The 13,047-nt window shown below is 32.1% G+C and carries 12 protein-coding genes; 2 read left to right on the top strand and 10 right to left on the bottom strand.

All coding sequences use genetic code 11. The features are described 5' to 3' along the window. Positions 1-122 precede the first annotated feature (122 nt). The 4 genes from ptsP to glcT form a co-directional block, all read right to left on the bottom strand. Complete coding sequence (ptsP, locus tag ACFWM3_RS20820; RefSeq protein WP_390312792.1) at positions 123-1,832, bottom strand: phosphoenolpyruvate--protein phosphotransferase; 1,710 nt, start codon at positions 1,830-1,832, stop codon at positions 123-125. Further along, positions 1,832-2,095, bottom strand: a complete 264-nt coding sequence (locus ACFWM3_RS20825) for a phosphocarrier protein HPr (protein WP_056474173.1) — start codon at positions 2,093-2,095, stop codon at positions 1,832-1,834. Before ACFWM3_RS20825 ends, ptsP begins: the two co-directional genes overlap by 1 nt. 142 nt (positions 2,096-2,237) lie before the next feature. Beyond that, a complete protein-coding gene (gene ptsG, locus ACFWM3_RS20830; RefSeq protein WP_056474170.1) occupies positions 2,238-4,289 on the bottom strand; it encodes a glucose-specific PTS transporter subunit IIBC in 2,052 nt (683 codons plus the stop codon). A 288-nt stretch (positions 4,290-4,577) separates the two neighbouring features. Beyond that, positions 4,578-5,429, bottom strand: coding sequence for a glucose PTS transporter transcription antiterminator GlcT (gene glcT, locus ACFWM3_RS20835; protein WP_097976180.1), 852 nt, complete (start codon positions 5,427-5,429; stop codon positions 4,578-4,580). A gap of 180 nt (positions 5,430-5,609) precedes the next feature. Here glcT and ACFWM3_RS20840 point away from each other — a divergent pair, with 180 nt between their 5' ends. Continuing rightward, on the top strand, positions 5,610-6,392 hold the full coding sequence (locus tag ACFWM3_RS20840) for a Cof-type HAD-IIB family hydrolase (RefSeq protein ID WP_390312793.1): 783 nt from the start codon (positions 5,610-5,612) through the stop codon (positions 6,390-6,392). Between the two features lie 66 nt (positions 6,393-6,458). Here ACFWM3_RS20840 and ACFWM3_RS20845 read toward each other — a convergent pair whose 3' ends face one another. From ACFWM3_RS20845 to ACFWM3_RS20870, 6 genes are all read right to left on the bottom strand, one after another. Continuing rightward, positions 6,459-7,196, bottom strand: a complete 738-nt coding sequence (locus tag ACFWM3_RS20845) for a GntR family transcriptional regulator (protein WP_056474164.1) — start codon at positions 7,194-7,196, stop codon at positions 6,459-6,461. Continuing rightward, the gene (gene nagB / locus ACFWM3_RS20850) at positions 7,196-7,906 is read right to left on the bottom strand and encodes a glucosamine-6-phosphate deaminase (RefSeq protein ID WP_056474162.1); all 711 of its coding nucleotides are present in this window, start codon (positions 7,904-7,906) and stop codon (positions 7,196-7,198) included. The genes ACFWM3_RS20845 and nagB overlap by 1 nt, the downstream gene beginning before the upstream one ends. Beyond that, positions 7,903-9,039 carry an N-acetylglucosamine-6-phosphate deacetylase gene (nagA, locus tag ACFWM3_RS20855; RefSeq protein WP_056474160.1) on the bottom strand — a complete coding sequence of 379 codons (1,137 nt, stop codon included), beginning with the start codon at positions 9,037-9,039 and terminating at the stop codon, positions 7,903-7,905. Before nagA ends, nagB begins: the two co-directional genes overlap by 4 nt. Positions 9,040-9,288: 249 nt before the next feature. Continuing rightward, entirely contained in the window at positions 9,289-10,176 is an 888-nt protein-coding gene (locus tag ACFWM3_RS20860) for a ComEC/Rec2 family competence protein (RefSeq protein ID WP_390312795.1), read from the bottom strand. 191 nt (positions 10,177-10,367) lie between these two features. Further along, positions 10,368-11,189, bottom strand: coding sequence for an HAD family hydrolase (locus tag ACFWM3_RS20865; protein WP_390312796.1), 822 nt, complete (start codon positions 11,187-11,189; stop codon positions 10,368-10,370). 10 nt (positions 11,190-11,199) lie between these two features. Further along, positions 11,200-11,928, bottom strand: a complete 729-nt coding sequence (locus tag ACFWM3_RS20870) for a hypothetical protein (protein WP_390312797.1) — start codon at positions 11,926-11,928, stop codon at positions 11,200-11,202. 293 nt (positions 11,929-12,221) lie between these two features. On the opposite strand from ACFWM3_RS20870, the gene deoD reads away from it, so the two are divergent. After that, on the top strand, positions 12,222-12,926 hold the full coding sequence (gene deoD, locus ACFWM3_RS20875; protein WP_390312798.1) for a purine-nucleoside phosphorylase: 705 nt from the start codon (positions 12,222-12,224) through the stop codon (positions 12,924-12,926). Positions 12,927-13,047: the final 121 nt, after the last annotated feature.

A 13,047-nucleotide genomic window follows, 5' to 3' on the forward strand; every position in this document is an offset into this window, starting at 1 on the left:
TTAAACATACACTAAATTAAAGAAGCGAATTTGTCAACAGTAGGAACTTTTCGATTCGGTTTGTTACTGAATATATATATAAATCCTAAAAATAAAACAACAGGTTTCCCTGTTGTTTTATTTTAGATGCTATTTACTAAATTAACAACTTCTTCAGCTGTAGACATAGATAAAGCTTTTTCAGCTAATAATTCCATCTCAGCTTTAGAAAGTTTAGCCATTTGACTACGAGCAGGTAGGATTGAAGTAGCACTCATAGAGAATTCATGTAAGCCTAATCCAACAAGTAAAGGAATAGCTAATGCATCTCCAGCCATCTCTCCACACATTCCAGCCCATTTACCTTCTTTATTTGCAGCATCGATTACCATTTTAACTAATCTTAAAATAGATGGGTTATATGGTTGATATAAATATGCAACCTGTTCATTCATACGGTCTGCAGCCATTGTATATTGGATTAAATCGTTTGTCCCAATACTAAAGAAATCAACTTCCTTAGCAAATACATCTGCTAGAACAGCAGAAGCAGGGATTTCAACCATCATACCAATTTCAATATTGTCTGAGACTTGAACATTTTCTTTTATTAACTGTTCTTTTTCTTCTAATAAAACAGCCTTTGCAGCTCTAAATTCATCTAAAGTTGCAATCATCGGGAACATAATTTTTAAATTACCATAAACACTAGCACGAAGTAATGCGCGTAATTGAGTACGGAATATGTCCTTCTGATCTAAACATAAACGAATCGCTCTGTATCCTAAGAATGGGTTCATTTCTTTTGGTAAGTGTAAATAAGATAATTCTTTATCTCCACCGATATCTAGTGTTCTTACTACTACCGGTTTGTCACCCATACTTTCAAGAACTGATTTATAAGATTCAAACTGCTCTTCTTCTGATGGGAAGTTATCGCGTCCCATATATAGGAACTCAGTACGGTAAAGGCCAACACCTTCACCACCATTATTGATAACGCCTTCTACATCATTTGGTGTACCAATATTAGCTACTAACTCAACATGATGTCCATCTTTTGTAACAGTTGGCTCATTTTTCAGCTTAGCCCATTCAACTTTTTGAAGCTCGAATTTTTCTTTTTTAGCTTTATACTCTTCTAATTCTTCATTAGAAGGATCTACTATTACATGACCATCTAATCCATCTACAATGACCATTACGCCATTTTCGATTTTACTTGTCACTTCTTTTGTCCCTACAACAGCAGGTATTTCAAGAGAACGAGCCATGATCGCTGAGTGAGATGTACGACCACCAATATCAGTTGTAAAACCTAAAGCATATTTACGGTTTAATTGCGCTGTATCAGATGGTGTTAAATCTTCTGCAATAATGATTACTTCTTCAGTAATATTGGCAGGGTTAGAAATGGTAACACCTAAAAGATGCGCCATTACACGTTTCGTAACATCGCGGATATCTGCAGCACGTTCCTTCATATATTCATTATCCATGCTTTCAAACATTTGAACGAACATTGAAGCAACTTCATTCATAGCAAAATCAGCGTTTACACTTTCAGACTTAATTTTATCTTTAACTGGGTTAACTAGCTCTGGATCATTTAAAACTAAGATGTGCGCAGAAAAGATTGCAGCTTTATCTTCACCAAGTTCAGCATTCGCATGATCACGAATTTTTTCTAATTCAGTGTTAGAAACTTGAATTGCATTGTCAAGTTTAGCAATTTCAGCATCGATATCTGAAATTTGTTTTTTAACAATGTTTAATTCAGGATTTTCTAAGCGAAATGCTTTTGCAATTGCAATTCCACTAGAAGCGGCAATACCTTTGATATGTAAAGACATTATTCGCCTAAACCTTCTTTTTTCATTGTATCTTCGATTGCAGCTAGAGCTTGCTCTGCATCTTCACCGTTAGCACTAATTTTGATCTCAGTTCCTTGTTGAATTCCTAAAGACATTACACCCATGATTGATTTTAAGTTAACTGTTTTACCATTGTACTCAAGATTGATATCAGAATTAAATTTACCTGCTACGTTTACTAATAATGTTGCTGGACGTGCGTGGATTCCAGAATCAGCTGTTACTTTAAAAGTCTTTTCCATAATAATTTATCTCCTTTGTGATTAAATCTACATTTTTGGTATAGACGTTTGGCCTACTATAAATATTCTATTAAAAGGGGTGCATAGTGTCAACTATACTACCCCTTTTAAAAACAAACATTTTTCGTCTATTTAATTAGAATTATTTAATCTTAATGATGCCTACTTCACCTTTTGATTGCTTACCTGGTTTTTCGATTACAACTTGTTGTCCTTCAGCTAAGTTTGTAAATACAACAGGTGTAATTGTAGAAGGTGCATTTTCACGAATAAAGTGTAAATCAATTTTAACTAATTGTTGACCTTTTGTTACTTTCTCACCTTGTGATACCAGTACTTCAAAGCCTTCACCATTTAGTTTTACCGTATCGATTCCAATATGGATTAAAATTTCTTTTCCACCATTTGATAAGATACCAATTGCATGTTTTGTTGGGAATACATTTACAATTTCGCCATCAACTGGAGATACAACTGTACCTTCTGAAGGAATAATTGCAAAGCCATCACCCATCATTTTTCCAGAAAATACTTGATCTGGTACTTCTGTAATTGGGATAATTTCCCCTTCAATTGGATTAATAATAGCTTCTTCAATAGTAGTATCTACTGCTGAAGCTGTTTCTTTATGTGCATCTTGACTAACAACTGGTGTTTTTCCAGTCATAATGTCTTTAATTTGTGATTTTAATGTATCTGATTTAGGTCCAAAAATTGCTTGAATATTATTTCCAACTTCAAGAACTCCAGCGGCACCTAATGCTTTTAAACGATCTTTATTTACTTCATCTTTTGCATTAACTTGTACACGTAATCGTGTGATACATGCATCTAATGAAGAAATATTACTTTTTCCACCTAAAGCTTGTAAAATTTCATATGGTAATTCATTAGCTGGAGTATTACTTGTAGTATCTTCAGCTTTTGCATCTTCACGACCTGGAGTTTTTAAATCCCATTTTCTAATTGCAAATCGGAAACCGAAGTAGTAGATCACTGCTAATGCTAGACCAACGATGATTACCCACCACCAGCCAGTTCTATTCGGTAGAACTCCGAATAATAAGTAGTCTATTAGACCACCTGAGAAAGTCATACCAATTTTAACATTTAGTAATTGCATGATCATAAATGATAAACCAGCAAAGATTGCGTGAATTCCAAATAATACTGGAGCAACAAATAAGAATGAGAATTCGATTGGCTCTGTAATACCTGTTAAGAATGAAGTTAATGCTGCTGATGCTAAAATACCACCAGCGATTTTTTTATTTTCAGGTTTTGCTTCATGATACATTGCTAGAGCAGCAGCAGGTAGACCAAACATCATGAATGGGAATTTACCTACCATGAATGTACCAGCAGTTAATTTTACTCCATCTTTCAATTGAGCGAAGAAGATTTTTTGGTCACCGTGTACAACCATACCTGTTTTATCAGTATATGAACCAAACTCAAACCAGAAAGGTGCATAGAAAATATGGTGTAAACCAAATGGAATTAATGAACGCTCAATGACACCAAATACGAATGCGGATAATGTTAAATTCGCATCAATCATATTATGTGAGAATGAGTTTAAACCGTGCTGAATTGGCGGCCAAATAAAGCACATTAAAATACCAAGTAAAACTGAAAACGCCGCTGTAGCAATCGGTACAAATCGTTTACCTGCAAAGAAACCTAAGTATGATGGCAAATCAATTTCATAATATTTATTGTAAGCCCAAGCAGCTAAAATACCGACTATAATACCACCAAATACACCGGTTTGCAGTGTAGGAATCCCTAATACATAAGCAAATGATGGATCATCAAATTTGGCAATATTTAATGTTTTATCTAAAACAACATATTGTCCAACATCTTTGAACACACTCATTGTTTTGTTCATAATCAGGAATCCAACGATTGCAGCTAAACCTGCAACACCTTCTCCTCCTGCTAAACCTACGGCAACACCTACTGCGAATAATAATGACAGATTACTAAAAATGATGTCACCAGATTGTTCCATAACTTTCGCTACTAGTTGGAACCAGTGCGCGTCAAGAAACGGTAAATACTTTAATGTTTGTGGATTTTGAAATGCATTACCGAATGCAAGTAACAAACCAGCAGCTGGTAAAATTGCAACAGGAAGCATTAGCGCTTTACCAACTTTTTGTAACACTCCAAAGATTTTCTTAAACATTGTCTTCCTCCTTTTATCCAAACAAAAAAGGCATGAGCAGAAAAAATGAAATTATTGTATCCTGGATATAGTTTCCCCTACCCAAGTATAATAATTCACATTTTTTCAACTCATGCCTGATCGAATCAGTAACACGTTTAATGTGTACAATATTCAATTATGTTTTTATATGATTTCGCTTTCATTATATCTATAGAATTTAAAAATTTCAAGCCAAATTACCCATTTTTTAAATTTTTTTATTTATTATGTTAAAAAAGCGCCAAATTTCTATTTAGGCTTCTTAAATTATTTATTAATTTTACTCTGAACAAGTCGTTCTAAGTGTAAGGTTAAGTATATTACTTCAGCTTCACTTGCTTTTTTATTTAATGAAGCTTGGATTGACTTTAAAATTTTCCATGCTAAATCATAGCATACAGGGTATTCCTTTTTTAAGATTATGCCCAAAGCTGGTGACTCTTCAGATGAATTACCATGAAATATACGATCAATTAAAAATCGCAAATGACGAACTAATCTTGAATAATGAATACTTTCTTTATCAATTTCAATTTGTAAATATTCTTCTATATAGATGACTAAATCTTTAATGATCTGAGAGAACTTATTTACATCCGATACAACTTCCATTGATAAATTACTAACGATATGAAGAGTTACAAACCCTACTTCTTCGATCGGTAAATTTATATCTATTTCTTTATTTATCAAATCAATAACTTCTTGTGCAATTTTAAAATACTCTGGATACATTGCTTTCGTTTCTTGTAAGAAAGGATTATCAACATTATAGCCTTCTCTAATACGCTTGATCGCAAATATTAAGTGGTCTGTTAACCCGATATGAATTTGCTCATTTAAAGTACATCCTGTTCTTTCAGAAATTAAATAAATCGCCTGCTGCAGCGTACCCATTAATTTTTCATCCATAAAGTTGATTAATGATTTATATTGTTTTTGTTTTTGTTCATCTTTTAAGATAAACATTTTTTCTACTACACCTTCGGAAATTAAATCTCCTCTAGTTTTATTAAAACCGATGCCCTTACCCAACAAAACTACTTCGGTATGATCGGGATTTTTCGCTATTAAAACATTATTATTAAGAACTTTTTTGATTGTATAGCATACTGACATCTCTGACATTTTTTTTATCACCCCCAAGTTTAAAAAATCGCTTTTATATCATAACATAATTTTTCTGAAAAAGTTAAAACACGGTTTAAGTTTCATAAATTAATCATATTTTTTTGATAATCTATTATAGTAGGATAGAATATAAAAGTATAAATATAAATTGAGTAGGTGTTAAGAAAAATGATTAAGTTATTTGTTAGTGACCTAGATGGGACAATGTTTCACCAAGGTCAACTATTTGAACATGATGTTGAAGCATTAAAAAACCTTTTAGATCGTGGTGTTTTATTATGCTTTGCTTCCGGTCGTTTAGATTATGAAATCGTAAAAATTATGGAAAACTTAGAAGGTAATTTTCACCGTATTAGTATGAATGGAACTTATATTTATTCAAATGATGGCGAAGCACTGTTAGATGCAACATTCCATCCAAGTGTAATCGATCAAGTTTACGAAATGATATCAAACGATAAATTTTTAATCTACGTAGCTGATAATTCAACATACTATATCGAAGAGAAAACCGATTTAGTTAGAGAAATTGAAAAGAACTCTAGCATGAATGCAGTTGAATTAAAAACACTAAAAACCGATTTAGGTAAAACGATTACACCAAAAAAATATGTAGTTTTAGGTGAAGATGAAGACTTACTTGAGCTACAAAAAGAATTACAAAAAGAACTACCTGAATTTGTAACTTCCTTTATTTCTGCTAAAAATTGTTTAGATATCGTTCCAGTTAACGTAAGTAAAGGTTCAGCAATTCAAATACTAATCGAAAAATTAGGAATTAAACCGGATGAAATTGCTTGTATCGGTGATGCATACAACGATATCTCAATGTTTGAACTAACTCCTAATAGCTTTGCAATGGAAAATGCTGACGATGCAGTTAAGAAATATGCTTCGTATATCGTACCTTCTGTAGCCGAAGCAGTTAAAATTGTTTTACAAATTAAATAAAATGAATGGGTGCTAATTTGAGCACCCTTTTTCTTTGAAAAAAGAGTGCTTAAATAAGCACCCTTTTTAACGGTCAATATCAATTGTAAAACGATAGCGATCAGCTCGGTAAATACAGCTTACATATTCAAGTGGTATACCCTCATTAATAAACGTAACTTGATGTAGTTCTAATGCAGGAGAATCCTCCGCTACTTCAAGAATTAATGAATCTTTTTCTGTCATTAAAGATGCTTTAATCCATTTTGTAGCTTTTTGAATTGAATAACCTAATGTAACTTCAAAATATTCATATAAAGAATGATTCAATGCTTTTTCATCAATTCGATTTACTAATTTTTTTGGTAGATAAGTTGTTTCGATTGCAATGGGATGATCATTTGCTAAACGACATCTTTCAATTTTAAAAATTTCAGATCCACTTTCAATTGATAATACTTCCGCTAAATATTCATCAGCTTCGATCGTTGAAAAGCCAAGTAGTTTATTAGTAGGGGTCAATCCTATAGATGTAATATCCTCAGAAAAACTCCTTAATGATTTTAGTGATTCTTCAACTTCAATTCCATCTTTTACAGATACAAATGTACCAATTCCACGTTTCCGACTTATTAATGATTCTTTTACAAGATTGTTTAATGCTTGTCTTATTGTCATTCTGCTTACATTTAACATCTCACTCAATGTTTGCTCAGAGGGAATTCGCTCACCAGGTTTCCATTCTCCTGAGTTAATTTTTAGCTTTAAAATCTCTTGTATTTGAAAATAAATCGGTAACGGTGAATTTTTATCTAGTTTTAACATTATTTATTACAAAGTGAGTATGCTTCTTCATCAACAACAATTGTTACGTTATTGTGGTTTTGTAGTGCAGTAGCAGGACAATTAATATCTAATTTTCCATTTAACATTTCTTTAACTGCTTCAGCCTTTTTGCTGCCTGAAGCTACTAAAATGATTTCTTTAGCTCTCATAATTGAACCAATTCCCATAGTTACTGCATGTGTAGGGACATCTTCTTCGTTCTCAAAATAAATTTTATTTGCGTTACGAGTTGATTCTGTAAGCTCTACAATATGAGTAGGTGTATCAAATGGTGTACCTGGCTCATTAAAAGCAATATGACCATTCTCACCTATTCCTAATAATTGTAAATCTACAGGATGCTTTTGTAGTAATTCTTCATAATTTTTACAAGCTTCTTCTAAATCTTTTGTATTTCCATTTGGTAAATGGTTTTCTTTAAAATTTAAGTGGTTAAAAAGTTGTTCTGCCATATAAGTGTGGTAGCTTGTTTGATCATCTTCTGCAAGACCTACATATTCATCAAGATTTACCGTAATGACGTTTGACACATCTGGTTTATGGATACGGAAAAGTTCATAAATACCTAGGGGAGATCCACCTGTCGCTAATCCTAATGTGAATTCTGCTTTCCCTTCAAATGCCTTTACCATTTTTTCATATGCTACTTTTGAAATTTCTTCTGCATTTTTTACTACGATTACGTTCATAAAGTCACCTCATCTATATTTTTACCTTGTCTAGTTGTATCAATAACGAAGAAATCAGGAGTCATTTGCACAAAATCAGCGTCTTTACCTGCTTCTAATGCGCCTTTATGTTTAAGACCAAATTCTTCAGCTTGGTTTATTGATGTCATTTGTACTGCTTCTTCAGGACTACAGCCAGTAAATGCCATAATGTTTCTGAATGCATCATCCATTTTTAAAATACTACCTGCAAGCGTTCCGTCTTCTAATCTTGCACTTTTATTCTTTACAAATACAGGTTGTCCACCTAATTCATATTTGCCGTCCTCTAACCCTTTTGCTCTCATCGCATCAGTAATAACACTTATTTTTTTAGCACCTTTTAGGCGATAAGCAAGTTTTACCATATCAGGATGAATATGAATTCCATCAGGTATCATTTCGACCATTACTCGGTCATCAAGTAATACATGTCCAACTGTTCCTGCTTCACGATGATGCATTGGTCTCATTTGGTTATACAAATGTGTAGCGTGGAAAATATTTCTACCTTCAAAATCTGATCTGATCGCATCAGAGTGACCTACTGTACCAACTACATTAGTCCGCTCTAGCTCTTTTTCTAATTCTTTTGCACCTTCAACCTCTGGCGCATAAGTAACTAATTTGATTAGTCCTCCAGAAGCTTCTTGCCATTCTTTAAATAGTTCAACCTCAGGGTTAATAATGTATTCTAATGGTTGTGCACCAGCTTTATTTTTATTAACAAACGGTCCTTCTAAATGAATATATTCAAAATGAGCACCGAGCTTTTTAGCCTCTTTTAAAGATTTTAAAGCATTTTTAATATTTTCTTTGGATTGTGTCATTGTAGTTGGGAAGAAAGTTGTTACCCCTTCCTTCATCATTTCTTTACTCATAGTTACCATTGAATTTGGATCAGCATCCATTGCATCGACATCATATGCTCCATGTATATGGATATCAATCATTCCAGGAATAATAACTGTTCCTTTTCCATCAATTATTTCTTCACCTTCATTTTCGTAACTATTCATATGACCAACAGAAGAAATTTTTTCATCGTATCGAATATAACCAGTTTCAATTACTTCTGTACCTGTGTAAATTTTTACATTAATAATTGATTTCATTTACTCTCCTCTTTCCTTTGCTTAAGAAGTCTTCGCCAATACTCCAATATAGAAAGTAGTGTTTACTTAATCATCATTCACATTCATTTATAAGTACCTTGATTTCTTCATAACTATTTTATGATATATACCCCTAGTTGTCTATACTACTTATAAGCAATTAACAAAAACGTCACAAATAATGACGGCATTGTATATTCTTTAAATCCCTTATACCGCTAAAAAAGTAGAAGTATTGGTTCTTGTCCTTCATGGATCTACCAATACTTCTTCTTTTTCGATATATAATTTATGACCATTTGTTGCTAATTCGATATCTCCGAATTGGTCTGTTGTAAATTGTTTAATTCCTAGGTGATTTAACCGCTTCATTACTGACCGATGTGGATGACCAAATAAGTTAAATTTATCATATGAAAGGATTGCGACTGTAGGATTTACAGCAAATAAAAACGCTTCTGAAGTTGATGTTGATGATCCATGATGCGGAATTTTTAGTACTTGAGCATTGATATTCTCATTTTTAATTAATCTTTGTTCGGCTTTTCTTTCAATATCTCCGGTTAATAGAATTGAAATGTCAGCATACTTAACTTTCAATACGATTGAACTATTATTATTCGTATACGATTTTTTCCCGCTATTTAAAACTGTGATATCTACATTGGGGTCAAGCATTATTTTTTCATCTAGCTTTGCAATACTAATTGGAATACTCTTCTGATATGCTTCTTTCTTATATAAATAATAAGAATGTGAATTATATTTTTTCCCACTATCTAGGATTTTTGTTATCTTAACACTATTCATCACTTTTAATAACCCACCAATATGATCAATATCTGGATGTGTACTGACTAATAGATCGATCGCATTTATATGTAGTCGTCTAAGTTTTTTTATAACGACTCCACCATGTTCAACGTCTCCTCCATCGATCAGTACTGTTTTACCATTTGGTAAAATCATAACCATGCTATCTCCTTGACCTACATCAAAAAAATAAATTAATAATGGGTGAGTAATATAGCCGTAATTTGTAGTTCTTGCTTCACTATTTATGTTATGACTAAAAAAAGCAGTAAAAAAAATAAAGATAGAAAATATGAGAGAGTATCGTTTTCGATTTTTGTTCATTCCCACTTCCTCCTAACATTATTTTCTCATAGCAAATTCAAAAGTATGTATGATGCCCATAAAATTAAGTTGGAAAATAGAGTATACTTCAAATTGGAATTGTAATTCAAATCGATGATAAAGATCAGCCCACTATCATTAAAAATGCACAAGAAAAAACTGTAAGCAATTTTCGCTTACAGTTTTTAAATTTACTCAAATACTTCCTCTAGTTTTTTTACAACTAATAGGGAATCACTAACTTGCATAGTCGTTTGATTTGTAATGTATACTCCATGCATACCTAATTTTAAAGCAGGAGAAATTTCATTAATAAAATTATCACCGATCGACACAATTTCATTTGGCATAACATTGAACTTATTCATTATACTTTTAAAATGGTTTTCGGTTTCTAACGGCTTCTTTCCATCCGTAATTTCCAGATGAAATAATTCGTTTAAATTAAGTAACTTCAATAATCTAGTTACATCTTCGCGATCAGAGTTTGTTAACAATACTAATTTTTTAGAATCCTTAACTTTTTCTAAAGCCTCTTTTAAACCTTTTATATAAGGAATACTAAACTCTTTTGTAGCCATATACTCTTTTGTTTTATCATAACAGTGAAATACATCCTTTGCACCGTAGTGATAGCTTGCTACTAAAGGAATCCACCAACCATCTCCTACTGGAATAAAAGGTAATTCATAATTAATTTTTTCAATATAATCCGCTGGAAGTTCATCTTTAGATAGTAGCTGCCCTTCCCAAGTGAATACTTGAATCGGCATCAATGTAATTGGATCTAATGATATGATTAAATCATTTTCAGAGTCATAAATTTTTCCAATTGTTAATGCATGGTCATAATCTTTTATTTTTTGATAATCCCTTAAAAAAGAATCACGCTTTTCTGGACTTATTTCATTAGCTAGTAATTTAGCATAGTAATCATAGTGCTCAGTACCATCATACAAAGTACCATCTAAATCAAAAACTAATACTTTTGAATTCATTAATATATTGTGCATTTCCTACTCCTTAGCTGTCTTTGTCTTTTACGTCTAAAATAAAATCAAATGATTTTTGATCATCATTTAATTTAAATTCATAAAATATTTTATACATACCTGCTTCAGGTAAATCAAGTTCATAGTTTACTTTTGAATGATTATTAGGATTCCTAATTAGCTTAAAATATGTACCTTCTTCATTCATAATATAAAATTGCTGATCTGTAAATTTGGAACGTTTTTTAAACTGATCAAAATCAAATGTAATTTTACTCTTAGTTTTTGGAAGAATTGAAGTATAAAGTAGCGAAACTCTGTAATCATCTGTCTTTTTCGTTAAAATTGCTGTCGGAAATACTTCATCAGTTTTGTCCTTTTGTTTTTGGAAAATCTTTGTATCAAGCGTTTGATTATTTAAAAATAGACTAACATAATATGGAGTGTCTTTCTTAAAGGAATACTTGAATGTAAATTGATTATCTCCATTATATACAGGTTCAATGACTTTATAAGAATTTAATTGATCTGTCGTAATAAATAGTCTAATTTTTTCACGTTGTAACACATTCAAAGTTCTAGAAGATACGATTACTTCTTGTGAGGTTTTTTTAGTCGTAAGATTCCATTTTACCTTTTCAACTTTAATGTGGCTAACCTGGCTACCACTTGATAATATACTATGATTAACTAAGCGATTGCTAATTAATAGAATAATTAATATAGCTATACATAGAGCTGCAATAAAACGAAATTTCATAGATCATTCTCCCTTAAATAGTTAAATAATTTTTAGTTATTTCAAGAAAGCTGAATTTCTAATTGTAAACTCTTTCATTATCTTATCACCTGTGCAATAATTAAAATTCGCCATAAATTATCTGTATTGGTTAATTTTGTCTATGAATATTTCTATATTTATTATGTACTACGTCCATCTTACTTTTTCCTTTAAGTAGCGATACAAATAAGAATGTTTTTTATTTAAATGTAGAAACTATCATACTGATAATCGATGGGCTATTTACCTACAGTTTTAAGGAGGATCATTAAATGAGTATACATATTGGTGCCGAACAAGGTGCAATTGCTGATAAAATTTTATTACCTGGTGACCCATTAAGAGCTAAATATATCGCAGAAACATTTTTAGAGGATGTTGTTTGCTATAATGATGTTCGTGGAATGCTTGGTTTTACTGGTACATATAAAGGCCAAAGAATTTCCGTTCAAGGTACTGGAATGGGAATACCTTCAATTGGTATTTATGTAAATGAACTGATTAGTAGTTATGGTGTAAAAACTTTGATTCGCGTTGGTACATGTGGTGGACTTCAAAAGGATGTAAAACTTCGTGATGTCATTATTGCGATGACGACTTGTACAGATTCAAATATGAATCGTCAAACATTCCCTGGTTTCGATTATTCTCCATGTGCTAGCTTTGATTTATTAAAGAAAGCATATGATGGAGCAGTGAATAAAGGGTTAAATGTTAAAGTAGGTAATATTTTAACTTCAGATATTTTCTACCGAGATAGTATGGACATGTATCAAAAATTAGGTGATTACGGAGTTCTTGCTGTAGAAATGGAAACTTCTGCATTATATACACTCGCAGCGAAACATAATGTAGATGCACTTACTGTCTTAACTGTAAGTGATCATATCTTCACTGGTGAAGAAACATCTGCTCAAGAAAGACAAACTACTTTCAATGACATGATTGTTATTGCTTTAGATGCAGCAATCGCTTAATAGATCGTAAAAAAAACCTGGGATACTTAGACTGCACCCCTTAAAGTAGATGTTGAAAAAACCCTCCGTTGGGCAACATTGAATTTAAGGGGTGTTTTTTATGGCAAAAAAAGGGCAAACG

The sequence above is a fragment of the Gottfriedia sp. NPDC058432 genome (assembly GCF_042721555.1).
Taxonomy (GTDB): Bacteria; Bacillota; Bacilli; order Bacillales; family Bacillaceae_G; genus Gottfriedia.

Coding starts and splice junctions, on each gene's coding strand:
- ACFWM3_RS20845 (WP_056474164.1), bottom strand. CDS start 7,196: ATGTTAAAACTAGATAAAAATTCACCGTTACCGATTTATTTTCAAATA.
- ACFWM3_RS20865 (WP_390312796.1), bottom strand. CDS start 11,189: ATGCACAATATATTAATGAATTCAAAAGTATTAGTTTTTGATTTAGAT.
- nagB (WP_056474162.1), bottom strand. CDS start 7,906: ATGAACGTAATCGTAGTAAAAAATGCAGAAGAAATTTCAAAAGTAGCA.
- nagA (WP_056474160.1), bottom strand. CDS start 9,039: ATGAAATCAATTATTAATGTAAAAATTTACACAGGTACAGAAGTAATT.
- deoD (WP_390312798.1), top strand. CDS start 12,222: ATGAGTATACATATTGGTGCCGAACAAGGTGCAATTGCTGATAAAATT.
- ACFWM3_RS20870 (WP_390312797.1), bottom strand. CDS start 11,928: ATGAAATTTCGTTTTATTGCAGCTCTATGTATAGCTATATTAATTATT.
- ptsP (WP_390312792.1), bottom strand. CDS start 1,832: ATGTCTTTACATATCAAAGGTATTGCCGCTTCTAGTGGAATTGCAATT.
- glcT (WP_097976180.1), bottom strand. CDS start 5,429: ATGTCAGTATGCTATACAATCAAAAAAGTTCTTAATAATAATGTTTTA.
- ACFWM3_RS20860 (WP_390312795.1), bottom strand. CDS start 10,176: ATGAACAAAAATCGAAAACGATACTCTCTCATATTTTCTATCTTTATT.
- ACFWM3_RS20840 (WP_390312793.1), top strand. CDS start 5,610: ATGATTAAGTTATTTGTTAGTGACCTAGATGGGACAATGTTTCACCAA.
- ptsG (WP_056474170.1), bottom strand. CDS start 4,289: ATGTTTAAGAAAATCTTTGGAGTGTTACAAAAAGTTGGTAAAGCGCTA.
- ACFWM3_RS20825 (WP_056474173.1), bottom strand. CDS start 2,095: ATGGAAAAGACTTTTAAAGTAACAGCTGATTCTGGAATCCACGCACGT.